Genomic DNA, 24,398 nt, shown 5'->3' on the forward strand with positions numbered 1-24,398 from the left:
ACATGACGCGTTTCTCGCCCGCGTAGTCGATTCTTTACGCATTCATGGCCTTAAACCATACGACTGCCCGTGGTTGTGCGTTGAGGAATCAGGGCAGAGTGGTAGAATGTCAGCCACTTTTTGTTAATTGATAGCGACGTTTTTCGGCGTTGCGTTATTAAGGTTGCACCCAGATGAAAATCAAAACCCGTTTTGCCCCAAGCCCGACCGGCTATCTGCACGTCGGTGGCGCCCGTACCGCGCTTTATTCCTGGCTCTTTGCCCGCAACCTTGGCGGTGAGTTTGTGCTGCGTATCGAAGATACCGATCTCGAGCGTTCCACCCAGGAAGCAATCGACGCGATTATGGATGGCATGAACTGGCTGAATCTGGACTGGGATGAAGGCCCGTATTTCCAGACCAAACGTTTTGACCGCTACAATGCAGTTATTGATGAGATGCTGGAAAACGGCACTGCGTATAAATGCTATTGCTCTAAAGAACGTCTGGAAGCGCTGCGTGAAGAACAAATGGCCAATAACGAGAAACCTCGTTACGACGGCCGTTGCCGCAACAGCCACGAACATCACGCTGCGGATGAGCCTTGTGTGGTGCGTTTTCGTAACCCGCAGGAAGGTTCAGTCATCTTTGACGACCAGATCCGCGGCCCGATCGAATTCAGCAATGATGAGCTGGATGATCTGATCATCCGCCGTACCGACGGTTCCCCGACTTATAACTTCTGTGTTGTAGTTGATGACTGGGATATGGAAATCACTCACGTTATCCGTGGCGAAGACCATATCAACAACACCCCGCGTCAGATCAACATCCTGAAAGCGCTGGGCGCACCGGTACCGGTTTACGCGCACGTTTCCATGATTCTGGGTGACGACGGTAAAAAACTGTCCAAACGCCACGGCGCGGTCGGCGTAATGCAATACCGCGACGACGGCTATCTGCCGGAAGCGCTGCTGAACTATCTGGTGCGTCTGGGCTGGTCTCATGGCGATCAGGAAATCTTCAGCCGTGATGAAATGAAAGCGCTGTTCTCACTGGAGAACGTCAGCAAATCTGCCAGTGCGTTTAACACTGAAAAACTGCAATGGCTGAACCATCACTACATTAACACGATGGATCCGCATTACGTGGCGACCCATTTGTTGTGGCATGTGGAGCAGGCGGGAATCGAAACCCGTAACGGTCCGCAATTGTTCGAAATCGTGACCCTGCTGGGCGAGCGCTGCAAAACGCTGAAAGAAATGGCGGAGTCCTGCCGTTACTTCTACGAAGACTTTGCAGAGTTTGATGCCGATGCGGCGAAGAAACACTTACGTCCGGTTGCTCGTCAGCCGCTGGAAGTTGTTCGCGCCAAACTGGCGGCTATTACTGACTGGACCGCTGAAAATATTCACCACGCTATTCAGGGCACGGCGGATGAGCTGGAAGTCGGGATGGGTAAAGTCGGCATGCCACTGCGTGTTGCGGTAACGGGCGCAGGTCAGTCTCCGGGTGTTGACGTGACCGTTCACGCTATCGGCCAGAGCCGTGTGCTGGCGCGTATCGATATGGCGTTAGCTTTTATTGCTGAGCGCGAAACACAAGCACAGTAATCGCTGTTAAATCATCATAAAAAAAGCCAGCCCGGGAAACCGGCTGGCTTTTTTGCTTTCTGCGAAACGCTCGCGTGAAAACGTCTTAATTAACGTTGTTCAGTTGCTGGTGCCTGAGCGGTAGGGCGGTAGGCGAGGAAGTACATCAACCCGACGAAACCCGCGCCACCGACAGCGTTACCGAGGAACACGGCTACGAAGTTCGGGAAATACTGTGACCAGCTCAGCGCACCAGCAAAAATAGCCGCCGGCACGATGAACATATTCGCCACTACGTGCTGGAAGCCAATAGCCACGAACGCCATGACCGGGAACCACATGCCGATCACTTTGCCGCCCACTTCTTTACTGGCGAAGGCCAGCCAGATCGCCAGACACACCAGCCAGTTACAGCCGATACCGGAAATAAACGCGTGCATGAAATCAGCGTTCACTTTCGCGGTGGCGGTGGCCACGGTTTTGCTCAGGAAGGCGCCTTCCGTCAGCCCCAGAACGTGGCCGAAGAAATAGGCCACGGCCAGGCTGCCCAGCAGGTTAGCGAGGGTGACCCAGAACCAGTTACGCAGAACGGCGTAAAGGCTGATCTGACGTGCGAACCAGGCGATAGGCAAGGTCATCATGTTACCGGTCAGCAGTTCTCCCCCTGCTAAAACGGTCAGAATGATGCCTACGGGGAACACCGCCGCGCCCAGCAAGTTACTGAATGAACCCCAGGATGCAGGTAACGTCCCTATTACGTGCAGATCCAGAAGGAACCCGGTGGCGATGAACGCACCAGCCAGGAAGCCCAAAATTAACAAATTCAACACGGAAGCGTGGCTTTTATTAACGCCCGCCGTAACAGCGATGGATGCGATTTCTTTAGGTGAATACAAGGACATGGGATAGCTCGAAAGTAGTTAGTTATGATTATAGCGCGAGCAGTCTATTCTGAGATTTATCTCAAAACAAGACGATTTTCATAGTCTGCTAACATTCCATTAATCATTCAGACATAGATGTTAACGAAATGCGTAGGCAGATCAGAAAGCTAGGAAAAATGCGGCCTGGCGGCCAAATTGTAAAACAATGCATCGGACCAAAAATTTCCGTCAGGGCAGGAGATTTTTCCCTGCGAAATGGGGTATTTGGCGGCTTTTTCAGCGCTTGAATTCAGAAACAGATTTAGCCGTTGACAGGGGTAGCGACGTTTCATATTATGCGCCCCGTTCACTCGTTTTTACGGGCATGAATTGGGGGTATAGCTCAGCTGGGAGAGCGCTTGCATGGCATGCAAGAGGTCAGCGGTTCGATCCCGCTTATCTCCACCAACTTCCTTTCCAGAGCAAGTTGGCTGTTTCCTTACCAGGGGAAACAAAAAGTAAATGTGTACGACCTCGTGTGGGGGTATAGCTCAGCTGGGAGAGCGCTTGCATGGCATGCAAGAGGTCAGCGGTTCGATCCCGCTTATCTCCACCAAATATTTAAGAAACCCGCTTCGGCGGGTTTTTTGCTTTCTGCGATCCGCTATTTCCCCTGGTCCTTAACGCTGCGTCTTCTGCGAATTGCAGCCATAAAAAAACCCGCCGAAGCGGGTTTCTTTATCTTTCAGTCGTTTGCTTACTTACGCCAGTACCAGACCCGCGATAGAAGCAGACAACACGCTGACCAACGTTGAGCCGTACAGCAGTTTCAGGCCGAAGCGTGAAACCACGTTGCCCTGGTGTTCGTTCAGGCCTTTGATAGCACCGGCAACGATACCGATTGAAGAGAAGTTTGCGAATGACACCAGGAACACGGACAAGATGCCCACGCCGCGTGGTGACAGTTCGGTCGCAACTTTCTGCAGGTCCAACATCGCAACGAATTCATTGGAAACCAGTTTGGTCGCCATGATGCTGCCGACTTGCAAGGCTTCGTGGCTCGGCACGCCCATCATCCATGCGAATGGATAGAAGACATAACCCAGCACGCCCTGGAAGCTGATGCCGAATACGACGTCGAACAAGGCATTCAGGCAGGAAATCAGTGCGATGAAACCAATCAACATGGCTGCAACGATGATAGCCACTTTGAAACCGGCCAGGATGTATTCACCCAGCATTTCAAAGAAACTCTGACCCTGGTGCGTGTTACCGATTTGCAGGTCTTCTTCTGAATCAACTTTATAAGGGTTGATCAACGACAGTACGATGAAGGTACTGAACATGTTGAGCACCAGCGCAGCAACAACAAAGCGCGGTTCCAGCATGGTCATGTACGCACCCACAATCGACATAGAAACCGTCGACATGGCGGTGGCTGCCATGGTGTACATACGTTTTTCAGACATTTTGCTCAGAATATCTTTATACGCGATAAAGTTTTCTGACTGACCCAAAATCAGGGAACTGATGGCGTTGAAAGATTCCAGTTTTCCCATGCCATTAATTTTCGACAGAACCGTACCGATAATACGGATGACGAAAGGCAGTACGCGAATGTGCTGTAAAATACCGATCAGTGCAGAGATAAACACGATCGGACACAAGACTTTCAAGAAGAAGAACGCTAATCCTTTATCGCTCATGCCTCCAAATACGAAGCCGGTCCCTTCCGCAGCGAATCCTAATAATTTCTCAAACAAGTCAGAGAAGCCTTTCACAAAACCTAAACCTATTGAAGAGTTCAGGAAGAAATAGGCTAATAAGACTTCGATGACCAAAAGCTGAACAATGAAACGTAAACGGATATTCTTCCGGTCACGGCTCACCAGTAAAGCGAGTACAGCGACAACGGCCAACGCTAATACAAAGTGCAATATTCGGGACATGGGTGCTCCAAATTAGAGGCAGGCTATATTTCGACGGACATTTTATGTAACGCGTACATTTAAAACGTGAAGTCGATTGCAAATATAGAAATTACAAACACGAATTGCAACAAATCGCGGCCTATCACACAAAAAATCAAGATGTTAATAAAACTAAGCACAATTAGCTTTCCTGTGCTAGTTTTATCATGTGCCGTAATGCATTCTGAATCTGGCCTGTAAATGTCTTTTTTAGGAAAGTGCGCTGCGTCTGGCTTTCTGAAGTCGGGTGAGCGATTCACCTTTCAGTTATCACCCTCTCGCTTACTGCTACTGCCTATCAGAGTAATTACTCAGATCATCCTAAATGCACTTGATAATCATTATCAATTAGATATGATTGATGTAAGCGTAATCATTGTAAGGGTTAACTAACTATGCTGAACAGCCGGGCCGAATCCTCAGGCCGCGCGTCCAGAAAGATGAAGCTTTCACTGATGGGGCCAGCTTTTATAGCCGCCATCGGTTACATCGATCCGGGCAACTTTGCGACTAATATTCAGGCCGGTGCCTCTTATGGCTATCAGTTGCTGTGGGTGGTGGTCTGGGCCAACGTCATGGCGATGTTGATCCAGCTGTTGTCTGCCAAACTCGGTATTGCGACCGGTAAAAATCTCGCCGAACATATTCGCGACCGCTTCCCGCGCCCGGCCGTCTGGGCTTATTGGGTGCAGGCGGAAATCATCGCCATGGCCACCGATCTGGCCGAATTCATTGGCGCCGCCATCGGCTTCAAATTGCTTCTCGGCGTCTCGCTGTTACAAGGCGCAGTGCTTACCGGGATTGCCACCTTTATTATCCTCGGGCTGCAAAAACGCGGGCAAAAGCCGCTGGAACTGGTGATCGCCGGTTTACTGTTGTTTGTCGCAGCGGCTTATATTGTCGAATTGTTCTTCTCGCAGCCAAGCATGATGGCACTCGGTAAAGGGATGTTGATCCCCTCTCTGCCGACGGCGGATTCTGTCTATCTGGCCGCCGGTGTCCTCGGTGCGACCATCATGCCGCACGTCATTTATCTGCACTCATCGCTGACCCAGCGGGGCGGCAAGGCATCTAAAGCGCAGCGTTATTCTGCCACCAAGCTGGATGTCGGTATTGCCATGACCATTGCGGGTTTCGTGAATCTGGCAATGATGGCAACTGCTGCTGCCGCGTTCCATTTCAGCGGACACAGTGGCATCAGCGAACTCGATGAAGCTTATCTCACCCTGCAACCGCTGCTCGGTCACGCAGCTGCGACCACTTTTGGTCTGAGCCTGGTCGCTGCAGGCTTGTCTTCGACCGTTGTGGGCACGCTGGCTGGTCAGGTAGTGATGCAGGGCTTCGTGAAGTTCTACATTCCGCTGTGGGTGCGCCGCACAGTTACCATGATGCCGTCATTTATTGTGATTTTGATGGGATTAGACGCCACGCGCATTCTGGTGATGAGTCAGGTATTGCTGAGTTTCGGGATTGCGCTGGCGCTGTTGCCGCTGCTGGCCTTTACCGGTAATCGCAGCCTGATGGGCGACATGGTCAACACCAAAACCGTGCAGTGGGCGGGACGGCTGATTGTGCTGATTGTCGTCAGCCTCAACCTTTATCTGCTGATTGGCATGCTGAAATAGTGTCCTGAACAACGTCGGGCAATAAAAAACGGGACAGTTTGCGCTGTCCCGTTTTTGTTTCTGTCATTCGCTGGATTAATGACGGTGATCGCCATGCCAGCCATGATGATCATCATGACCGCGACCCCGGTCGTGTCCGTGACCGCGATCCGGCCCGCGTCCGTGATCATAATGCGGGCGGCCGTGATCTCCATGATAGCGGTGCGGCGGTGGCATCGGGCGACGCGGCGGATGGCGCTGATCCCACCAGCCCTGATCGCGCCAGCGGTAACCATCCCAGTAATGACCACGTGGCCCACGATAACCATAATGGTGACCGCGGTAGCTATTCCACCAGCCAGGATTACGCCAGTCGTAGCCGTCCCAGTAATAACCCCGGTTATCACGGTCTCCGATATTGATAGAAAGGCCCGGCGTATTCAGGCTAAAGCTGCTGGCCTGCACGGCAGGTACCGCGGCAGGGAGCAGGGCAAAAAACAATGTGGCGAATAATACTGGCTTTAACATGAGCGGCCCCAGATTCCTTATAATTTATGCTGACAGTTATAAGGTGAAGCGGACTCGGGTTCTATTGCTTACAATCCTGTTTTGAATGATTTACGCGCCTTAACGGAAAGCTTACACACTCTCCATAAAGGCGCGTTTTTTGCTCATTCAGGTAAGCGTTTACACCAGAATGCTTTCGATTGATGCCAGCTCTTCAGCGCTGAACTGGCGGTTGGCAATCATGCCCACAGCATCATCAATCTGGCTGGTTTTACTGGCACCAATCAGCACGGAGGTCACGCGGTCGCCGCGCAGAACCCAGGCCAGCGCCATCTGTGAAAGTTTCTGACCGCGCGCCTGCGCAATATCATTTAGCTTACGCACTTTCTCCAGCTTTTCTTCCGTCAGCTGATCGGTGGTCAGGAATTTACTGTCGCTGGCAGCTCGTGAATCTTGCGGAATGCCCGCCAGATAACGGTCCGTCAGTACGCCGCCCGCCAGTGGCGAAAAGGCGATAGAACCCACGCCATTATCCGCCAGCGTATCCAGCAGATCGGCCTCCACCCAGCGCTCAAACATGGAGTATTTTGGCTGATGAATCAGGCACGGTGTACCAAGATCTTTCAGGATTTCAAAGGCTTTTTTAGCGCGGTCGGCCGGATAATTCGATAAACCGACGTACAGCGCTTTACCCTGACGCACGATCAAATCCAGCGCTGCCATGGTTTCTTCCAGCGGCGTGTCCGGATCAGGACGGTGATGATAGAAAATATCCACGTACTCCAGACCCATGCGTTTCAGGCTCTGGTTAAGACTGGCGACCAGATATTTTTTCGAGCCCCAGTCACCGTAAGGGCCGTCCCACATGGTGTAACCAGCTTTGGAAGAGATGATCAGCTCATCGCGATAAGGCAGTAAATCTTCCTGCAGGATGCGGCCAAAATGCTGTTCCGCAGAGCCCGGAGGCGGGCCGTAGTTATTGGCGAGGTCGAAATGGGTGATCCCGTGGTCGAAAGCATGGCGGATCAGTTTCCGGCCATTCTCAAAATGGGCGTTATCGCCGAAGTTGTGCCACAGACCGAGTGAGACGACAGGCAGTTTTAAACCGCTCTGGCCGCAGCGACGGTATTCCATATTTTCGTAACGAGTTGGACTGGCTTGATACACCATGTGAGTCCTTATAATAAATTCAGGAGTGAACAGAAGGTTATAAATGTCATAAAAAAACGATTTTAGTGTATGCGCTTTCACAAGCATTTCCAGCTATTCAGATCACATACGGAACAATCCTTAAGACCAGGGCGGTTGATAACCGTGACTATTCTTCCTGCGTATTACCATAACTGCTGAATAAAATGCCCTGCGTTAATCCGGTGCAGGGCTGTAACTCTGCGTTTCCATCACCTGTTTCGGATAATAAATATCCTATTTTCCGAATTAGAGTAATACTTCAGTTAGTGGGATTAACTGTTTACTCTATTTTTAACAGAGGATCGTCATGGCAAATGAATACACCGTAGGTGACTATCTCTTAGACCGCTTGTCATTTAGCGGGATCTCCGAACTGTTTGGCGTGCCGGGTGATTACAACCTGAAATTCCTCGACAGCGTGATTAATCATCAGCAAATTACCTGGGTTGGCTGCACCAACGAATTAAATGCGGCTTATGGCGCAGATGGCTATGCGCGTACCAAAGGGATTGCGGCCTTGCTGACCACCTTTGGTGTCGGCGAGCTGAGTGCGCTGAACGGCATTGCCGGCAGTTATGCCGAATATGTGCCGGTGGTGCATATTGTGGGCGCACCGGCGCTGACGTCGCAGCGTAAAGGCGAATTGCTGCATCATACGCTGGGCGATGGTGAGTTTTGCCACTTTATGCGGATGTCAGAACCCGTCAGCGTGGCGCAGGCTTCCCTGACAACGGAAAATGCGCTGGCCGAAATTGACCGTGTCGTCGAAGAAGTGATGTACACCTCGCGTCCGGGTTATCTCTTACTGCCAAGCGACGTTGCCGCGCTGCCGGTCAGCACCCGAGCGCATCCGTTACCAGCCAGGCAGCCGCCTTTCTCGCCTTCCTCTCTTGAAGCTTTTGTTGCCGCCGCTGAAAAGCAGCTGCGTGGCGCAAACCGTGTATCGTTACTGGCGGATTTTCTGGCAGATCGTTTCAACGTCAAAAAGGCGCTGGAACAATGGATGGAAGAAGTGCCGCTGGCGCACTCCACACTGCTGATGGGCAAAGGTTTATTCAACGAACAGCAGGCGCACTTTGCCGGAACATACTCGGGAGCCGCCAGCGCGCCCTCAACCAGAGACGCGATCGAAGGGGCGGATGTAGTGATTACCGTCGGCGTGAAATTCACTGACACCATCACGGCCGGTTTTACCCAACAGCTTCCGTCCGGTAAATGCATTGACCTCCAGCCCTTTTTTGCCCGTGCAGGCGACCAGATCTTCCACCAGTTGCCCCTGGAAAAAACGGTGAATGTGATGCACCGTCTGACTGCCGAACTGGGCTGCGGCTCAGCGCCTTACGCCGTTAAACGTAACGCTCTGCCTTTGTCGCACGATGCCAGCCTCGGGCAATATGCCTTCTGGCAACAGATTCAGGATTTTCTGCAACCTGGGGATGTGCTGGTCGCCGAACAGGGTACCGCCTGTTTCGGGGCGGCGGCGCTGAATCTGCCTGAAGATTGCCAGTTTATCGTCCAGCCGTTGTGGGGTTCTATTGGCTTCACGCTGCCCGCCGCATTTGGTGTGCAGATCGCCGTACCGGACCGCCGTGTGGTGCTGCTGATTGGCGACGGTTCTGCGCAACTGACCCTTCAGGGATTAGGTGCCGCCATCCGTTACGGTCTGCCGCCGATTGTTTTTGTGATTAATAACGACGGGTACACCGTCGAACGGGCGATCCACGGCGAAACCCAGCGTTATAACGACATCGCGCAGTGGAACTGGACGCAGTTCCCGGCAGCGTTTGGCGGCAAAGAGGTATTCAGCGCGCGGGCTGATTCGCCGCAGGCGTTGAAAGACGCGATAGAAAAGGCCACAGCACGACGGCAGATGGCCTGGATAGAAGTTGTTTTGCCGAAAATGGATATTCCAGAGCTGCTGAATTCCGTCACCAAATCGCTGGCGAAGCGTAACTCAGGGCAGTAAATCGGTTTCCGGTGATGGCGGGTCCGTCAGCTGGTCGATGAACCAGCAACCCGCCGGACCGGGCTGATTGTTTTTACTCCACACCGCATCCACCGATATCTGCTTCGGCCAGCCGCGCAGCGGCAGACTGACCAGTTTGTCATGTCCGAACTGTTTCACCAGCCAGTGCGGCAGCGTCGCCCAGCCAAATCCCTGTTCCGCCATTTCCAGCAGCATCAGATAACTGGGCGCTGACCAGATTTGCCCCTGCGCCCTGGGCATTTCCCGGCGGCTGTAAGGCTGAAGGCAGAGCTGACGGAACGTGTGCAATTGCTCGGGTTGCAGGTCCGTCATTTTTGCCAGCGGGTGCCCGCGGCTGCAAAAAATCGACATATCCGTTTGCTCCGGCAGGCGCGCCACGCCGATATCAGGCGGATAACTCGCCTGCACTTCCACCATGCCGATATGCGCGCGGCCTGACTGCAACAGGTCGATGACGTCCTGATCTTCGGCAATCTGACACTCAAATTCAATATCCGGATACCGGCGTTCAAAACGGCGCAGCAGCGCTTCGTGATGGGTCGGCTGATAAGTATCTGAGAGCACAAATGTCAGGCGGGTTTCCACCTGTGTTGATAAACGTACCGCCAGTTCATCAAGCCTTTCGCTGGCGGCCAGAATGGCCTGAACGTGGCTTAACACGCGCTGTCCTGCAGGTGTCAGCACCGGATGCCGGCTCTGGCGGTCAAATAATGTGACACCTAAATCCACCTCCAGATTGGCAATAGCGGTACTGACGGTGGACTGACTTTTGCGCAGTTTACGTGCCGCCGCAGAAAACGATCCGGCATCGGCAGCCTCGACAAAGGCTATCAGTGCTTCCGGGGAATAACGCATAAAAGGATCCTCTGATTTCAATCCATCTATTTTATCGATACTTCCTATCTTTTACCTATCTCATTTAGTGATGATAATGGCCGCCTGTGACAGCCGTCACATAGCAATTCACGTAACAACAATCAGGAATCAGGCAGGTTTTTATGTCTAAGCAAACACGGAACATCTCTCAGAAAACATTCGGCGAACGCATCTTCCATGCGGTAGGCTTTGAAACCCTCGCGGTGCTGATTTCGGCACCGACCGCGGCGTGGCTCCTCAATAAACCGGTCTGGGAAATGGGTGCTCTGGCTATCATGTTATCGACGACAGCGATGGTCTGGAACATCGTCTATAACAGCCTGTTTGACAAATTCTGGCCGGTTTCCCGTGTGGTGCGGACCTTTAAAATCCGCGTGGCGCACGCCCTGGGCTTCGAAGGCGGATTCATCATGATTGGTCTGCCGATTGCCGCGCTGTGGCTGGGTATCGGGCTGCTGGACGCCTTTATGCTGGAAATCGGGTTCTTCCTGTTCTTCCTGCCTTATACCGTGGCATACAACTGGGTTTACGACACACTCCGTCAGCGCTGGATGCACCGTCGTCTGGCTGCTGAGGATTGCCCGGCTAAACATTAATTGGCATTGCCTTAAAGCAGCACAAGAAAGCCCGCCGACATTTTCTTTGTTCGCGGGCTTTTTGTCGGTTATGGTTTTGGCATCCGGAAAATACAGGGTGTACAGATGAAAACGTTAGGGCTGATTGGCGGCATGAGCTGGGAATCCACCGTGCCGTATTACCGCATGATCAATGAACATGTAAAGCAGCAACTGGGCGGCCTGCATTCGGCCAAACTGTTTCTCTACAGCGTCGATTTTTATGAAATCGAAAAGCTGCAAATGGCCGGTGACTGGCAGCAGGCGGGCGAGATCCTCGGTAACGCCGCGAATTCACTGGCGCGCGCTGGCGCTGACGTCATCGTCGTGTGTACTAACACCATGCATAAAGTGGCGGACGATATTGAACGTATCGGCGGCCTGCCGCTGTTGCATATCGCCGATGCGACGGCTGAAAAAATCAAAGGGCAGGGGCTGCGTAAAATCGGCCTGCTCGGCACCCGTTTCACTATGGAACAGGATTTCTATCGCGGACGTTTGCAGGAAAAGCATCAGATTGACGTGGTAACGCCGGACGAAGCCGACCGGGCGATAGTCCACCGCATCATTTACGAAGAGCTGTGTCTGGGCATTATCAAGGACGATTCCCGCGAGGAGTATCGCCGGATTATTGGCAAATTAGAACAGCAGGGCGTGGAAGGGATCATTTTGGGATGTACCGAAATCACCCTGCTGGTGGGGGCAGAAGACGCGCGCGTACCGGTATTCGACACCACCGCCATTCATGCGCTGGCGGCGGCGGAATTTGCTTTAGAACAGCATTAATCTTCTTCTGTAATCTGCCGGTTTAGCCGCTGTTTTGCGACCTGCATCAGCGGCTTACCGGCCAGCATCAGCCAGGCTGGCAGCATAACGATGCACAGCAACGGCAATAATTTCAGCCCCGGTACCACGGCGGCGGCCATAAACAAACTGAGCCAGCCGTCGCGTGTGACCACCAGCACCATGCCCATTACCGCGCAGGACACCGTCACTGCCGCCGGCACATCCGGTGCGTACTGATGCAGCATCAGGCCGAGCGATACCCCGACAAACACCGCCGGGAAAATGCGCCCGCCACGAAAACCACAGGCCGCCGCTACCACTAACGCCGCGAGTTTGGTCAGGGTGATGGCCAGCAACGGCCCCATCTCAAACAATGCGTTGGAATGCGCCAGTTCTTTCATTTCATCCAGCCCTTTGAACAGCGTGATTTCTCCGCCGATCAGTGCCAGCAAACCCAGCACAAAACCGCCAAGGCCGAGACGTAACATCGGATTCTGAATGGTATTGAACAGCCGGTGCATATGCGGGAACAGCCACACGGCGATCATTCCCAGTGCGATGGCGATCAGCACCACGACGGAGCCGCTAAAAATGTCGATCAGGCTGGACGAATCATAAGATGGAATGCTAAGCGAGAAATCCGGCTGGAAAAACTGATCGGTCGTCAGCGCACCGGCACTGGCGGCAAGCAAGGGCGCAAACAGACGATCCCATAACGGGACATCTTTATTGGTACCGAGGGTTTGCGAGAAAATCAGCGCCGCCGCGACCGGCGTACCAAACAGTGCGCCAATAGTACCGGCCGCCGCCAGGATCACCCAGTCAGTGGTTGGCACTCCGGGCATCAGACGTCCACCCAACCACGCTACCAGTGCGATATTAATCACTGCAATCGGATGTTCCGGCCCGAGGCTTACGCCACCGGCCAGCCCGAGCATCAGCGCCAGCGCAATTCCCGGTAATGCATTCACCGCCACAGGTGCGCCAATCAGCGATTCTGTGGCCGGATCCGGCCCCGCGTGGCCTGGCATATACTTGATAAGCGCGCCAACACCGATGCCGGTCAGCGTCAGCATAAACAGTGTCCAGCTGGCAGATTCCGTATTCACCTGTAAAACGGCAGGAATGTGCTGCCACAGCAGGTTTTGCAGAGCACCGGCAATGATCATCACGAAGACCAGAATCAGGCTTGACAGCACGCCGATAATGACCGCAGGCAGGGCGAAAGCCAGCATAATTCTGGCGCGGGGATGAAACATGCAAGAATTTCCTTATTTATCGTTATCGCTTTGTTTGCCCTAATAGCTTAGATGAATCCTGGCAAAGTCTGTTTGCGGGCGCTCAACATTATTGTGTGTGACATGCCGCATAAATGTGCGCGGGTTTAAAACTGCGTTGCAGCGTATAGCAATTACCGCTATTTTGCCCACACGAAACTGTAAGCTTTGCCCCACGGGCGGGGTTTCGCCAGTCGCTTTAATTGATGAAGACAACTTACATCTGCGTGTCTGGCAGCGTACTCTTTAGCGCAGCATAACGAATTTACTTTTGCGGAGAATAACATGACCAAATACTCCCTGGTGGGCGATGTCGGGGGCACTAACTGCCGTCTGGCGCTTTGTGCGCTGGACAGCGGCGAGATTTCGCAGGCGAAGACCTTCTCCGGGCTGGAATATGACAGCCTCGAAGCCACAGTCCGTGAGTATCTTACTGAGCAAAAACAGGAAATTGAAGATGCCTGCATCGCCATTGCCTGCCCGATCACCGGCGACTGGGTGGCAATGACTAACCACACCTGGGCATTCTCCATTGCAGAAATGAAGAAAAGTTTAGGTCTGCAACATCTGGAAGTGATCAACGATTTCACCGCCGTTTCTATGGCGATCCCGATGTTGAAAGAAGAGGATTTATTGCAGTTCGGCGGCAAAAAAGCGCAGGACGGAAAACCAGCAGTGATTTATGGCGCCGGTACCGGACTGGGTGTGGCGCATCTGATCCACGCCAACAAGCAGTGGCTTAGCCTGCCGGGCGAGGGGGGTCATGTTGATTTCGCACCAAACAGCGAAGAAGAAGACATTATTCTTGAGCAGCTGCGTACCGAAATGGGCCACGTGTCTGCCGAGCGCATTCTTTCCGGTCCGGGGCTGGTGAATCTTTATCGCGCCATTGTGAAATCTGACAAGCGCGTGCCGGAAAACTTCAAACCGAAAGACGTCACTGAGCTGGCACTGTCTGATGAAAACGTCGATTGTCGCCGCGCGTTGTCCCTGTTTTGCGTGATTATGGGTCGTTTCGGCGGCAACCTGGCGCTGAACATGGGGACGTTTGGTGGTGTTTACATCGCCGGCGGCATCGTTCCGCGCTTCCTCGAATTCTTCAAAGCGTCCGGTTTCCGCGCCGCATTTGAAGATAAAGGCCGCTTCAAAGATTACCTGATGGATATTCCGGTATTCCTGATCACGCACGATCAGCCAGGGCTGCTGGGTGCAGGTGCGTACTTACGTCAGTCAATTGGTATGACGATCTAAGTTTCTGCTGCTCTGCGTAGAGGATTTTGCTGCTCTGCTTAGAGGATGAGGTCTGGCTCGATCTGCTCCCTCCCCTGCGAAGGGGAGGGGTGGGGTGGGGTATTAATGCTGAATCAATAAGCTGAAGTGTGCTTTAACCAAGTGTTAGCCCTTAAAACTCCTGTCATTAGTTCTTTTCTGACTTTAATTCCCGCGGTAAGTCGAGAAACCGTAAGGACTGACAAGCAGAGGAATGTGATAGTGAGGCACTGAACCATCCGCTTTAAAAATAACGGGGATTTCCGGAAAAAATGAAGCGGTATGGTGCTTTTCAAACCATTCTCCGGTTTTGAACGTTACGCGATAACTCCCTTTCTCCATCACATTTTCATTGGGATACAGCGCCGGAATTCTTCCCTGTTCGTTGGTCACTCCGCTGCTCAGTTGCACCCATTTGTTACCTTCCTGCTTCTCGAGGGAGACGCTTACACCCTCTGATGGCAGCCCGTTTTGCAGGTTCAGAACGTGGACGCTAAGAGGATTAGCTGCAAAGGCAGATGTCAGACACAGAGCATTGATAATACCGGCCAGTAATAATTTATTTTTAAACATATGTTCGTCCTTTTGAACTCAATGTTATTTGTTAATAACGCAGAATATTTTGCAGAGCTATATTTATAACTTCCCTCATCACAGCGATGGGAAAGTGCGAAATAACCTCTGTCTTGACGAAACAAAGTCTACTTTTTACTGGCTAACCTGAAGATGACGGGTTGATGACATTTTTGTAATAATTCAGATTCAGATGTCTGGAGATAACGCTCTCCAGCTCAAAAACCCGCCAGCCTCACATCAGAACCGCATTAACTGCCTGAATTCTTTAACCTTGCTGCGACTTACCGGCACCTCGAAATCTAAATCACTTAAGCGCAAAATATAGGTGTTATTGAACCACGGCACGATCTCGCGGATTTTTGACAGATTCACGCAATATGAGCGATGGCAGCGGAAGAAATGCTCCTCCGGCAAGCGGTTGCACAATTCGGTGATATTCATCGGCATGGTGAATTCTTCTTTGCGGGTATATACCTGCGTGACCTTTTCCTGCGCGGCGGCGTAATAAATATCGTTGATATCAGTGACGATAATCCGTTCGTCTTTGATCAGATTAATACTGTGACTGACGCGCTGCGCGTTACCCGTTACCGGCAGGATCCCTTCCTGTTTCTCTGCGGCCTCTTTACCGGCCAGTTCTTTATCACGGCGAAAATGCGACTCCAGCTTTTGCAGCATAGTGACAATGCGTGACTCGTGATAAGGCTTGAGAATGTAATCAAACGCTTCTATTTCAAAGGCTTCGGCAGCGTGTTCTTTATAGGCGGTGATGAACACGATATAAGGTCTGTGGGCAAATTTACTGATATTTTGCGCCAGCAATACGCCGTCGAGCGACGGAATGCTGATATCGAGAAAAATCGCATCCACTTCATGCGATTGCAGGTATTTAAGCACGTCCAGTCCGTCATCAAATACCGCTTCAACCTGAATGCTGCTGTGCGTATTAATCAGATAACTCAGCTCTTCCTGAGCCGGTACTTCATCTTCGACGATAATTGCTTTCACTGAATTATCTCCCTGGTGCGGTGGCCCGAAAGGCGGGCGGGTAAAACGAAAAACGCTCTGCGGTCAGGCAATCTGGCTCTGTATGGCCGCCGTGACTTTCGCAGGGGCATGAGTAATTACAAAAGAAATATCGGTGCCCGGCTCCAGTCGCCGGATAGTCAGACCCTGCCCGTATAACAACGAAACGCGGTGATGCACATTCAGCAGGCCGATTTTATTGCCGGGCATTTCATTGCGCGCCACGCGGTCAATGGTTTCCTGATTAATGCCATGGCCGGTATCTTTCACGGAAACTTTAATCCCCTCAGCCTGATGCTTAACTGAAATCACCACCACGCCTTTTCCGCTGCATTTCTGGATGCCGTGAACAATCGCGTTCTCGACCAGTGGCTGGATCAGCAGACTGGGAATTTTCACCGAAATATCGTCATCAATGTCATAAATTACCGTGAGTTTGCTGCCAAAACGCGCCTGTTCGATGGCGATGTAATCCTGTACCTGATGCAGTTCTTTGCGCAGGTCGATCAGCTCGTCGTTCAGTTCAAGGTTGTAACGCAGATAACGGGAAAGATTGATGATCAGCTGGCGCGCCACGTCCGGTCGTACGCGGATCGATGATGAAATCGCGTTCAGCGCATTAAACAAAAAATGCGGGTTTATCTTGCTCTGTAACGCGCGCATCTCGGCCTTATTGGCCATCTCGCGCAGTTGTTCAGTTCGTGAGACTTCCATCTGTGTGGACATAATTTGCGACAGCCCGATAGCCATCACTTTAAGCGAATATGTAATACGGTGCGGGTCACAATAATAGATTTTCAGCGAGCCGGTCACTTCGCCTTTTTCCCACAGGGGAATAATAATCAGCGAGTGGATTTGCGGCGTGCGGTGCATTTCATCGTTATTTCTGACCGTGATTTCGCCGCTTTCCAGCGTGGCTTTGGTCATCTCACTCAGGGATTCATGGCCGATATTGTATTCATCCGCGCCGACGCCGACGTACGCCAGAATGTTTTTGGTATCCGTGATCGCCACCGCGTCAGCATCGATATCCTCGCGGATAATGCGGCAGATGCTGGCCAGCGAATCGGCGTTGATATCCCGGAAATAGGGCAGCGTTTTATTGGCGATATCCAGCGCCAGCCGTGCCTGTCGCGCGGCGATGACCTCTTTTTCATCTTCGACGCTTTGCACCAGTAACACAATCAGGCCGATGGAACTGGCACCCAGGATCAGCGGTGCGGCGATGTTCATAACGATGTCCAGCCCGAGCGAAAATGGCCGTGCCATTAGCAAAATCAGCACCATGGTCAGCGTTTCACACAACATCCCGGCGATGATCCCGACTTTCCAGTGCAGCGCTTTTTTGACGTTTTTATTGATGTAGCCGGAAAGGAAACCTGCCGTAATACTGGTGATCAGGCACGGAATTGACGTAGGCCCGTGAATGTCGATCAGGAAACGGTGCGTGCCTGAAATCACGCCGGTGATAATCCCGACCCACGGTCCGAATAAGATCCCACCGGACATAATGGCGATGGTGCGTACGTTAATCAGCGAGCCTTCGACGTTGATCCCGGAAAGCGTACCGAAAATCGCAAACAGCGAGAAAATGGCGGTAACGGCCGTCAGCTCCAGGGGCGTGTGGCTCTCGTTTTCTTTATGCAGCAGTTTACGGAACAGCGGAGTACGCGTGAGGAAAAACAGACAAATGAGCATCAGCGCCGCACGGTCAAAGACCGCCAGCAGCATATCGAAAATGTGAGGCATAGCAGATTAACTCTTTGCGCGCCGTAAAGATAAGCGTGCCAAATGGATTCAGCCGTTATTATATGTAAAAGGTCAGACTTTCACCATCGGCAGACACAGGAGAGCCAACTGAGATGATTTCGTTATCCACGCCGCGGCTGATTATGCAGCCCATCCAGGCTGACGACTGGGCATTTTTCTTGCGGTTGTATCAGACGCCGGAGGTCATGCGTTTTATCGGCGATATCGAGATGCCTGCTCAGGTTCATACCCGCTTTGAACAGCGGCTGGGCAACTGGGATCGCTATTGCGACTTTTGGTTATGCCTGCTTATACGCGAAAAAGAGACCGGCGCTGCCGTGGGGCTGACCGGATTTTTCCCGGACTGGCGACCTTACAAACAGGGCGAAGTGGGGTTTATTCTCGCGCCGGAACATCAGCGCAAAGGCTACGCGGTGGAATCCCTGCGCGAAGTGCTGAACTTTGCTTTTGACCACTGCGGATTTCACCGCCTGCAGGCCAACGTGCTCGAAGGCAATGACGGTTCGCGCCGCGTGCTGGAGAAATGTGGTTTCCAGATGGAAGGGCGTTTGCGCGACAGTTACCGGATTGGTGACGAGTGGAAAAATGACTGGCTGCTGGGTTTGCTGGCAACCGATCCGCGTCCGTAAAAAAAAACGCTCAGTATCTCGACAGTTGTTTTTCTCTGCGATATGTTCGTTGAAGGTCGCAACGCGGCCAGCGTCGCTCGGACGGTCCGGGCGCTTACGTATCCCAGAGGAAATTATGGCTGATTCCAGTTCACCACGTCGTTTTTCACGTATTGATCGTCTTCCCCCTTATGTTTTCAATATCACCGCTGAACTGAAAATGGCCGCGCGCCATCGCGGCGAAGACATTATTGATTTCAGTATGGGCAACCCTGACGGCCCGACACCGCCACACATTGTGGAAAAACTGGTGCAGGTTGCGCAGCGCGAAGACACCCACGGTTACTCAACGTCACGCGGTATTCCGCGTCTGCGTCGTGCGATCTCCCGCTGGTACGCCGATCGTTATCAGGTGGAGATCGACCCGGAAAGCGAAGCTATCGTCACTATCGGTTCAAAAGAAGGTCTGGCGCATCTGATGCTGGCGACCCTCGATCATGGTGATACCGTTCTGGTGCCAAACCCAAGTTATCCGATCCACATTTACGGCGCAGTGATCGCCGGTGCTCAGGTGCGATCCGTGCCGCTGGCAGAAGGTGTGGATTTCTTTGCTGAACTGGAAAAAGCCATTCGCGAAACCATTCCCCGTCCGAAAATGATGATCCTCGGCTTCCCGTCCAACCCGACGGCGCAATGCGTAGAGCTGGACTTCTTCGAACGTGTGGTCGCGCTGGCTAAACAATACAACGTGCTGGTTATTCACGATCTGGCCTACGCCGATATCGTGTATGACGGCTGGAAAGCGCCGTCGATCATGCAGGTGCCGGGCGCGAAAGATATCGCGGTAGAGTTCTTTACCCTGTCGAAAAGTTACAACATGGCAGGCTGGCGTATTGGCTTTATGGTCGGCAATCCTGAGCTGGTCAGTGCACTGGCGCGTATCAAAAGCTATCACGATTACGGGACGTTCACGCCGTTACAGGTTGCCGCGATTGCGGCGCTGGAAGGCGATCAGCAATGCGTGAAAGACATTGCCGAGCAATACCGTCAGCGTCGTAATGTGCTGGTGCGCGGGCTGCATGAAGCGGGCTGGATGGTAGAAAATCCGAAAGCGTCGATGTACGTCTGGGCAAAAATCCCGGCAGCGTATGCGCATTTAGGTTCGCTGGAGTTCGCTAAACGTCTGCTGGCTGACGCGAAAGTCTGCGTGTCACCGGGCATCGGTTTTGGTGATTACGGTGATACGCATGTCCGTTTCGCGCTGATCGAAAATCAGGACCGTATCCGTCAGGCTGTTCGTGGAATTAAAGCAATGTTCCGTGCTGACGGTTTGCTGGCACCGAAAAAGGCCGCGGGAGAAACGCCTGCTGAGCAGGATCCTTCCGCCGGCGCGTAAGTCGCCTCAGCACATCAGACCGGGCTTCGGCCCGGTTTTTTTATCTCAATGCGTTAACTTCTTTACCCTTACCGCCCGGCCATATCCACAAAGTCTGCGTAATTTCTTTCTATACTCAGTCTGTCACTCATGATCTCGCGTTTAATATTCTCCGGCCAGGAAATTTCTCATGAAAAACCGTTATGCGCTGTCGCAGATCAGCCTGCACTGGGCAACGTTGCTGATGATTATTCTGACGTATACCGCGATGCTGACCCGCGACTATTTTCCGGAAGATAATCAGCCGCTGGTACGTTTACTGCATTTTAATTTTGGGATTTGTGTCTGGCTGCTGATGTGGGTGCGTGTTTTCCTGCGTACACGCTATGCAACACCGGTGATCACGCCGCCTTTGCCTCGCTGGCAGATTGCGGCATCTCACGCGGTACATGGCGCGTTGTATCTGTTATTTCTCTCGCTGCCGGTGCTGGGCGTACTGACCCTGGAATTTGGCGGACGCGACTGGGTGTTGTTTGGCTGGCAGGTGCCGCAGTTCGTGACGCCGGATCCTTCCGTGCGCAGCACGGTGAAGCAGACGCATGTGTTTCTGGCGAACTGCGGTTATTACCTGATTGGCTTACATGCGCTGGCGGCGATTTATCATCATTACTTCCGTAAAGATGACACCCTGTTACGCATGACGCCTTAACGGCGGGCTCACCGGCAGAAATCCTGCCGGTGACTGGCGTATAAATCAGTTTTCATCCTGCTGGTAATGCACAACGCGACGCTTCCCTTCAATCTGGATATCTACCCATTTACGCGGTGCGGGTTTAACTTCACCGTTGCGCAGTGCCTGGATCAGCGTCTCTTTATCCTTTTCCTGATACAGATAAAGCTCACCGCTTTGCGCCCACTGACCGGCCTGTCTTGCGTAAACCCGGCAGTTGACTGAAGGCGCATCCAGCGTATTACAGAGCAGGATTTCTTTCTGTTTGTCATTATTGAGATCCAGCGTATTAACGATACACACGCCCTGAACGCTCAGACAATCGCGAAGTGTGCTGCGGTATTGTTCCAGCACTGGAAGACTTTTCCACCAGCCGTCATCCGGCTGCACTGCGCCTTTCGCCAGCGTGATCATCTTTTTCGCCTCCTCAATACGATAATTTTTAGCCAGCGCATCGGCCTCTTTATCATTGTAGGAGCCCCAGCGTGAGGTCAGCGCAATAGTATTTTTCACCGTGGCAAGCAGGCGCGGGTCCGAGGTAAAAGCAGGAGATTGCAGCAATTTTTCCAGTGCTTCGTTGCCACGACGACCTGTTTCAAAACGCAGTAATTTGAGATCAAAATCTTTCGCCTGCGTTTTACCGCTGTCGAGCCGTGCAATCTGACTGTTCACGCTGAGACGGTAAGGATCGAGCAGCGGGCTGTTGACCGCGATAACCAGCAGCACGACTAACAATGACAGCGGTTTATTGAACTGATTCAGACGCGACAGCCAGTCCGGACGTTTATCGAAAACGGAAAAACTGTAGCAAAGCGAGGCTGTCAGCGTAACCGCAATAATTACCACCGCCCACAGACGCTGCGGCGTCCAGCCGTATTGTGAAACGCGAATGCCCGTAGCGTACAGCGCCAGCGCGGCATACACCGGCAGCAGCAGGATAGCTGCATTGACCAGCCAGCGGACAGCCTGCGGATAAGGCTTCACTCCGCTGTCCGTTTCGCGCACAACGTTCACCAGCGCCAGCAGGCTTATCGCCATAATTGTCAGCAGACTGGCGGCGGACCAGGTTTGCGACAGCGCCGTCAGGCCGGTGAACGGCAGGGCGAACAGAAAGATCAGCGCAACGAACGCCACCAGAGGCAGCAGGCCTTTGAGAATGAAACGGATAATATTGCGCGTGGTATTCATCAGCGCCGGTTGTGTGCGGCAGGTGATGATGCTTATCCCCAGCAGCAGCCCGAAAACCAGATGCATAAACAGCGGTGTATCGAAAAACAGCTCGTGGAAGTATTCAATGCCAATCACCCGGAACAGCGCAGCGCACAGCGCCAGCACGCCGACGGTCAGCAGCATCAGCAGGAAAGTGAGCATCGCGCACAACATATTCTGGCTGTAGCAGGCTGCAAGATGGGCGTAACGGTAACGGTTATGCGCCGGGAACGTCTGCACCTGTAACCAGGGCAGCACAAAAAATACCATCGCCACCAGCGAAAGGTTATACGGCACCATCACCGAATCTGCCGGTGTGCCGGTCACATTACTTTTCACCCACGTCGCCATCCCCGCCAGCAGCAAGGTCATCAACCCCATTGCGCCCCAGAACCGGCGGTCATTCAGCTGCACCAGCGACAACGAAATCAGCACCGGTAATGTGAATGCCATAGTCTGGCCGTAAATATTGTGGGAGAAAGCCGAACGCGTTACCGCCTGGCTGTCTGAGAAAAAGTAATACAGCAAAAGTCCCTGCAGCAGGCAGACAAACATGATAAGCCAGCGGGAGGGAACGGGCAGAGGGGGCAAACTGAGGCCCGCCCGATTGAACTGAGACATCCGTGACTCTCCGAAAGTGTAAGAGGAAGTAAGGGTAAAAACGTACGCCAGTGTAATGGGTTCCGTGCTCCGGTGCAGAAAACTCTTTTAAGGAGCAGGCTGGACATTTTGTGAGCATCACCACATAACTGGCAAAATCAGCCGCAGTCACTAGGCTTAGGTACTGGATGGAGAATTTCGAGGTGAAAATGTCAGAACACGAACTGAAAGAAAAACGCATTGAAATCGTTAAGAATTTCTACGCCAAACTGGATCAGGCAGATGCGTCTTTGCTGGATCTCTTTGCGGAAGATGTGGTGCTGTTTTTTCCGAAATTTGGCACCGCGCAGGGGAAGTCATCCCTGGGAGAACTGGGAAAACGCTTCGCGCTGGAAATCGACAAGATCCAGCATATTCAGGATGCTTTCCGGTTTCTCAGCGATGGCGACACCATTGTGCTGGAAGGGCAGATGCGTGGCGTGATGCAAAATGGCGACCGCTGGCCAACCTCGGAAGCAGGGAGTCATCATTTCTGTACGGTGTTTGCGTTTGAGGATTTGCTGATTAAACGGCTGAGTATTTACCTCGACCCGGACTTCAATCTTGAGGACAAAAAGCGGGTGAGCAACTACCGTCAGGCGGTGAAAGGCGAAGAGAATAAAGCCTGATGCTGGCTTAAAAAAGAAGGGAAGCGGTGTCAACCCACCCCTTCCCTTCGCCAACTGCCCTATCAGGATTCGGCAGGGACAACGCTGTTTTTGTAGCGTTGCAGTATCGGCGAATTCACTTCCGACGGATTCTGCAATTGCCACAGATTACGGTCGATACCGTCATTGACCAGATAAATAACCCCGGATTCAATAGCCGACATCAGGCACAACATCACTGGCTCGTTGGTGGTATAGCCTAGTTCGCCTTCCAGCAGACGCTGATAGTCGATAAAGCGGAACACCCCGGCCTGCACTTCATACGACAAAATCGTCTTGCTGGTATTCACAGACGACAAAACTTCCCCGGTATTGACGTCGACAGCACGCAGGTTCACGGCTATCTGGTCCAACTGGTATTGCGTACTGGCACCGATACCGAAGTAACGCGCCCCTATGCCGCCCGATTTCACATTGCTTTCATAGCCGATAATCGAGCCTTCAATCAAAATATTTGCCGCCACTAAAGAGGAAAGCGGACGCTGGTTATTGATAGCGACACTGCCGTTTTCCTGTGCTGCGCGGATAATTTTGCGTTCATTCAACAGATTTTGCAGTCCCTGACGTTCCAGCGGAATAAACCATTTAGAGTCTTTTAACGCCGAAACCAGCATCGCCGTGGCACTTTGCGGCACCGCAGTCGAGAAGTTACTCGCCGGATACGGTTTGAACTGACCGGTTTCATCCTGAATATTATAAACAGAGACAAAGACACGTCCCTTCGGGGCCGGGAGATGAGTCAGATCGGTATAACTCGGTGCCCGTGGCAATAATGTCGGTCTGGCGGCTTCTTTCGGGGGCGCTGTGAGACACCCGCTCAACACAAAAACTGCGATGAGTAATAAATAGCTGCGCATGATGTTGTTCCTGTTTTTATTGGTCGTCGGAATCAGTTGGTAGTGGCAGACAGGCCCTGAACCTGAATGGTGGAAATCTTGCCTGTTTTACGATCTGTAACGTTCATTACCAGTTGCCCGTCGGTATTCTGGATATCCACAATAAAGTCCTGCGTCACCAGCCGCCCCGGTTTGCCCTGATTCACATTGCCCATGAGACTGCCCAGCAACTGCGACTGAATCGACGCCGTGAAGTTATCCAGCGCAGTGGTACCGGTAGTGCCGAAATCGTACGAATCCGGATCCTTATAGGAGTTTTGCGCCTGGGCTTCATTTAGCAGGAACGCGCCATTATTCGGGTTGCCGCCGAAATTCGGGTTAATGAACTGGAAAACCATATTGCCTCCCCAGGAAACCGGGGACGCCGTCAGTAATGCCAGCAGCAT

Annotated in this window: 21 protein-coding genes, 2 tRNA genes and 2 pseudogenes; 12 read left to right on the forward strand and 13 right to left on the reverse strand. The window is 52.5% G+C overall.

Features of this window, described 5'->3' with window-relative positions; genetic code table 11:
- Positions 1-173 precede the first annotated feature (173 nt).
- Entirely contained in the window at positions 174-1,592 is a 1,419-nt protein-coding gene (gene gltX, locus J1778_RS18665; RefSeq protein ID WP_217174427.1) for a glutamate--tRNA ligase, read from the forward strand.
- 89 nt (positions 1,593-1,681) lie between these two features.
- Here gltX and J1778_RS18670 read toward each other — a convergent pair whose 3' ends face one another.
- Positions 1,682-2,473, reverse strand: a complete 792-nt coding sequence (locus J1778_RS18670) for a formate/nitrite transporter family protein (protein ID WP_113876956.1) — start codon at positions 2,471-2,473, stop codon at positions 1,682-1,684.
- Positions 2,474-2,826: 353 nt separating this feature from the next.
- On the opposite strand from J1778_RS18670, the gene J1778_RS18675 reads away from it, so the two are divergent.
- Together J1778_RS18675 and J1778_RS18680 are read left to right on the forward strand one after the other, a co-directional pair.
- Positions 2,827-2,902 (forward strand) — tRNA-Ala (locus J1778_RS18675).
- Positions 2,903-2,974: 72 nt separating this feature from the next.
- Positions 2,975-3,050, forward strand: a tRNA-Ala gene (locus J1778_RS18680).
- A 145-nt stretch (positions 3,051-3,195) separates the two neighbouring features.
- Here J1778_RS18680 and J1778_RS18685 read toward each other — a convergent pair.
- Positions 3,196-4,383 (reverse strand): NupC/NupG family nucleoside CNT transporter, encoded by a 1,188-nt coding sequence (locus J1778_RS18685; RefSeq protein WP_217174428.1) that lies wholly within the window; start codon positions 4,381-4,383, stop codon positions 3,196-3,198.
- A gap of 416 nt (positions 4,384-4,799) precedes the next feature.
- Here J1778_RS18685 and J1778_RS18690 point away from each other — a divergent pair, with 416 nt between their 5' ends.
- Positions 4,800-6,029 (forward strand): Nramp family divalent metal transporter, encoded by a 1,230-nt coding sequence (locus J1778_RS18690; RefSeq protein WP_112290734.1) that lies wholly within the window; start codon positions 4,800-4,802, stop codon positions 6,027-6,029.
- A gap of 75 nt (positions 6,030-6,104) precedes the next feature.
- Here J1778_RS18690 and J1778_RS18695 read toward each other — a convergent pair whose 3' ends face one another.
- Both J1778_RS18695 and mgrA read right to left on the reverse strand, forming a co-directional pair.
- On the reverse strand, positions 6,105-6,536 hold the full coding sequence (locus J1778_RS18695; RefSeq protein ID WP_217174429.1) for a DUF2502 domain-containing protein: 432 nt from the start codon (positions 6,534-6,536) through the stop codon (positions 6,105-6,107).
- Positions 6,537-6,695: 159 nt separating this feature from the next.
- A complete protein-coding gene (gene mgrA, locus J1778_RS18700) occupies positions 6,696-7,685 on the reverse strand; it encodes an L-glyceraldehyde 3-phosphate reductase (RefSeq protein ID WP_217174430.1) in 990 nt (329 codons plus the stop codon).
- 328 nt (positions 7,686-8,013) lie between these two features.
- Here mgrA and J1778_RS18705 point away from each other — a divergent pair, with 328 nt between their 5' ends.
- The gene (locus tag J1778_RS18705) at positions 8,014-9,672 is read left to right on the forward strand and encodes an alpha-keto acid decarboxylase family protein (RefSeq protein WP_217174431.1); all 1,659 of its coding nucleotides are present in this window, start codon (positions 8,014-8,016) and stop codon (positions 9,670-9,672) included.
- Here the strand turns inward: J1778_RS18705 and J1778_RS18710 are convergent.
- Positions 9,661-10,548, reverse strand: a complete 888-nt coding sequence (locus J1778_RS18710) for a LysR family transcriptional regulator (protein ID WP_217174432.1) — start codon at positions 10,546-10,548, stop codon at positions 9,661-9,663. The genes J1778_RS18705 and J1778_RS18710 overlap by 12 nt on opposite strands.
- 143 nt (positions 10,549-10,691) lie before the next feature.
- Between J1778_RS18710 and J1778_RS18715 the strand changes: the two genes are divergently transcribed.
- Both J1778_RS18715 and J1778_RS18720 read left to right on the forward strand, forming a co-directional pair.
- Positions 10,692-11,165 carry a multidrug/biocide efflux PACE transporter gene (locus J1778_RS18715; RefSeq protein WP_217174433.1) on the forward strand — a complete coding sequence of 158 codons (474 nt, stop codon included), beginning with the start codon at positions 10,692-10,694 and terminating at the stop codon, positions 11,163-11,165.
- 105 nt (positions 11,166-11,270) lie between these two features.
- On the forward strand, positions 11,271-11,969 hold the full coding sequence (locus J1778_RS18720; protein ID WP_217174434.1) for an aspartate/glutamate racemase family protein: 699 nt from the start codon (positions 11,271-11,273) through the stop codon (positions 11,967-11,969).
- On the opposite strand, the gene J1778_RS18725 is transcribed toward J1778_RS18720, so the two are convergent.
- On the reverse strand, positions 11,966-13,228 hold the full coding sequence (locus J1778_RS18725) for an ion channel protein (RefSeq protein ID WP_217174435.1): 1,263 nt from the start codon (positions 13,226-13,228) through the stop codon (positions 11,966-11,968). The genes J1778_RS18720 and J1778_RS18725 overlap by 4 nt on opposite strands.
- 303 nt (positions 13,229-13,531) lie before the next feature.
- Here J1778_RS18725 and glk point away from each other — a divergent pair, with 303 nt between their 5' ends.
- Positions 13,532-14,497, forward strand: coding sequence for a glucokinase (glk, locus tag J1778_RS18730; protein ID WP_217174436.1), 966 nt, complete (start codon positions 13,532-13,534; stop codon positions 14,495-14,497).
- A 183-nt stretch (positions 14,498-14,680) separates the two neighbouring features.
- On the opposite strand, the gene uraH is transcribed toward glk, so the two are convergent.
- The 4 genes and pseudogenes from uraH to J1778_RS18745 form a co-directional block, all read right to left on the reverse strand.
- On the reverse strand, positions 14,681-15,088 hold the full coding sequence (gene uraH / locus J1778_RS18735; RefSeq protein WP_217174437.1) for a hydroxyisourate hydrolase: 408 nt from the start codon (positions 15,086-15,088) through the stop codon (positions 14,681-14,683).
- Between the two features lie 240 nt (positions 15,089-15,328).
- Positions 15,329-15,655 (reverse strand): annotated as a pseudogene (locus tag J1778_RS24895) (LytTR family DNA-binding domain-containing protein); the annotation flags it as partial.
- Between the two features lie 86 nt (positions 15,656-15,741).
- Positions 15,742-16,099 (reverse strand): annotated as a pseudogene (locus tag J1778_RS24900) (response regulator); the annotation flags it as partial.
- A 63-nt stretch (positions 16,100-16,162) separates the two neighbouring features.
- On the reverse strand, positions 16,163-17,866 hold the full coding sequence (locus J1778_RS18745; RefSeq protein WP_217174439.1) for a sensor histidine kinase: 1,704 nt from the start codon (positions 17,864-17,866) through the stop codon (positions 16,163-16,165).
- Between the two features lie 113 nt (positions 17,867-17,979).
- Between J1778_RS18745 and J1778_RS18750 the strand changes: the two genes are divergently transcribed.
- From J1778_RS18750 to J1778_RS18760, 3 genes are all read left to right on the forward strand, one after another.
- On the forward strand, positions 17,980-18,516 hold the full coding sequence (locus J1778_RS18750) for a GNAT family N-acetyltransferase (protein WP_113876967.1): 537 nt from the start codon (positions 17,980-17,982) through the stop codon (positions 18,514-18,516).
- Positions 18,517-18,631: 115 nt separating this feature from the next.
- The gene (gene alaC / locus J1778_RS18755; protein ID WP_217174440.1) at positions 18,632-19,891 is read left to right on the forward strand and encodes an alanine transaminase; all 1,260 of its coding nucleotides are present in this window, start codon (positions 18,632-18,634) and stop codon (positions 19,889-19,891) included.
- A 169-nt stretch (positions 19,892-20,060) separates the two neighbouring features.
- Positions 20,061-20,579: a cytochrome b gene (locus tag J1778_RS18760; protein ID WP_217174441.1), complete on the forward strand. Its 519-nt coding sequence runs from the start codon at positions 20,061-20,063 to the stop codon at positions 20,577-20,579.
- Positions 20,580-20,624: 45 nt separating this feature from the next.
- On the opposite strand, the gene J1778_RS18765 is transcribed toward J1778_RS18760, so the two are convergent.
- Complete coding sequence (locus tag J1778_RS18765; protein WP_217174442.1) at positions 20,625-22,430, reverse strand: DUF4153 domain-containing protein; 1,806 nt, start codon at positions 22,428-22,430, stop codon at positions 20,625-20,627.
- Between the two features lie 188 nt (positions 22,431-22,618).
- On the opposite strand from J1778_RS18765, the gene J1778_RS18770 reads away from it, so the two are divergent.
- Positions 22,619-23,077, forward strand: coding sequence for a nuclear transport factor 2 family protein (locus tag J1778_RS18770; RefSeq protein ID WP_217174443.1), 459 nt, complete (start codon positions 22,619-22,621; stop codon positions 23,075-23,077).
- Between the two features lie 62 nt (positions 23,078-23,139).
- Here the strand turns inward: J1778_RS18770 and csgG are convergent, their stop codons facing one another.
- Entirely contained in the window at positions 23,140-23,973 is an 834-nt protein-coding gene (csgG, locus tag J1778_RS18775; protein WP_112290757.1) for a curli production assembly/transport protein CsgG, read from the reverse strand.
- Between the two features lie 32 nt (positions 23,974-24,005).
- Positions 24,006-24,398, reverse strand: coding sequence for a curli production assembly/transport protein CsgF (gene csgF, locus J1778_RS18780; RefSeq protein ID WP_217174577.1), 393 nt, complete (start codon positions 24,396-24,398; stop codon positions 24,006-24,008).

It is taken from the genome of Rahnella bonaserana, from assembly GCF_019049675.1.
Classification (GTDB): domain Bacteria; phylum Pseudomonadota; class Gammaproteobacteria; order Enterobacterales; family Enterobacteriaceae; genus Rahnella; species Rahnella bonaserana.

Excerpts from the sequence above, each read along its gene's own strand:
- J1778_RS18690 (WP_112290734.1), top strand. The coding sequence starts at position 4,800 with ATGCTGAACAGCCGGGCCGAATCCTCAGGCCGCGCGTCCAGAAAGATG.
- uraH (WP_217174437.1), bottom strand. The coding sequence starts at position 15,088 with ATGTTTAAAAATAAATTATTACTGGCCGGTATTATCAATGCTCTGTGT.
- J1778_RS18770 (WP_217174443.1), top strand. The coding sequence starts at position 22,619 with ATGTCAGAACACGAACTGAAAGAAAAACGCATTGAAATCGTTAAGAAT.
- J1778_RS18705 (WP_217174431.1), top strand. The coding sequence starts at position 8,014 with ATGGCAAATGAATACACCGTAGGTGACTATCTCTTAGACCGCTTGTCA.
- mgrA (WP_217174430.1), bottom strand. The coding sequence starts at position 7,685 with ATGGTGTATCAAGCCAGTCCAACTCGTTACGAAAATATGGAATACCGT.
- J1778_RS18720 (WP_217174434.1), top strand. The coding sequence starts at position 11,271 with ATGAAAACGTTAGGGCTGATTGGCGGCATGAGCTGGGAATCCACCGTG.
- J1778_RS18670 (WP_113876956.1), bottom strand. The coding sequence starts at position 2,473 with ATGTCCTTGTATTCACCTAAAGAAATCGCATCCATCGCTGTTACGGCG.
- J1778_RS18765 (WP_217174442.1), bottom strand. The coding sequence starts at position 22,430 with ATGTCTCAGTTCAATCGGGCGGGCCTCAGTTTGCCCCCTCTGCCCGTT.
- csgG (WP_112290757.1), bottom strand. The coding sequence starts at position 23,973 with ATGCGCAGCTATTTATTACTCATCGCAGTTTTTGTGTTGAGCGGGTGT.
- J1778_RS18685 (WP_217174428.1), bottom strand. The coding sequence starts at position 4,383 with ATGTCCCGAATATTGCACTTTGTATTAGCGTTGGCCGTTGTCGCTGTA.
- glk (WP_217174436.1), top strand. The coding sequence starts at position 13,532 with ATGACCAAATACTCCCTGGTGGGCGATGTCGGGGGCACTAACTGCCGT.
- gltX (WP_217174427.1), top strand. The coding sequence starts at position 174 with ATGAAAATCAAAACCCGTTTTGCCCCAAGCCCGACCGGCTATCTGCAC.
- J1778_RS18725 (WP_217174435.1), bottom strand. The coding sequence starts at position 13,228 with ATGTTTCATCCCCGCGCCAGAATTATGCTGGCTTTCGCCCTGCCTGCG.
- csgF (WP_217174577.1), bottom strand. The coding sequence starts at position 24,398 with ATGCTGCTGGCATTACTGACGGCGTCCCCGGTTTCCTGGGGAGGCAAT.
- J1778_RS18750 (WP_113876967.1), top strand. The coding sequence starts at position 17,980 with ATGATTTCGTTATCCACGCCGCGGCTGATTATGCAGCCCATCCAGGCT.
- alaC (WP_217174440.1), top strand. The coding sequence starts at position 18,632 with ATGGCTGATTCCAGTTCACCACGTCGTTTTTCACGTATTGATCGTCTT.
- J1778_RS18710 (WP_217174432.1), bottom strand. The coding sequence starts at position 10,548 with ATGCGTTATTCCCCGGAAGCACTGATAGCCTTTGTCGAGGCTGCCGAT.
- J1778_RS18745 (WP_217174439.1), bottom strand. The coding sequence starts at position 17,866 with ATGCCTCACATTTTCGATATGCTGCTGGCGGTCTTTGACCGTGCGGCG.
- J1778_RS18760 (WP_217174441.1), top strand. The coding sequence starts at position 20,061 with ATGAAAAACCGTTATGCGCTGTCGCAGATCAGCCTGCACTGGGCAACG.
- J1778_RS18695 (WP_217174429.1), bottom strand. The coding sequence starts at position 6,536 with ATGTTAAAGCCAGTATTATTCGCCACATTGTTTTTTGCCCTGCTCCCT.
- J1778_RS18715 (WP_217174433.1), top strand. The coding sequence starts at position 10,692 with ATGTCTAAGCAAACACGGAACATCTCTCAGAAAACATTCGGCGAACGC.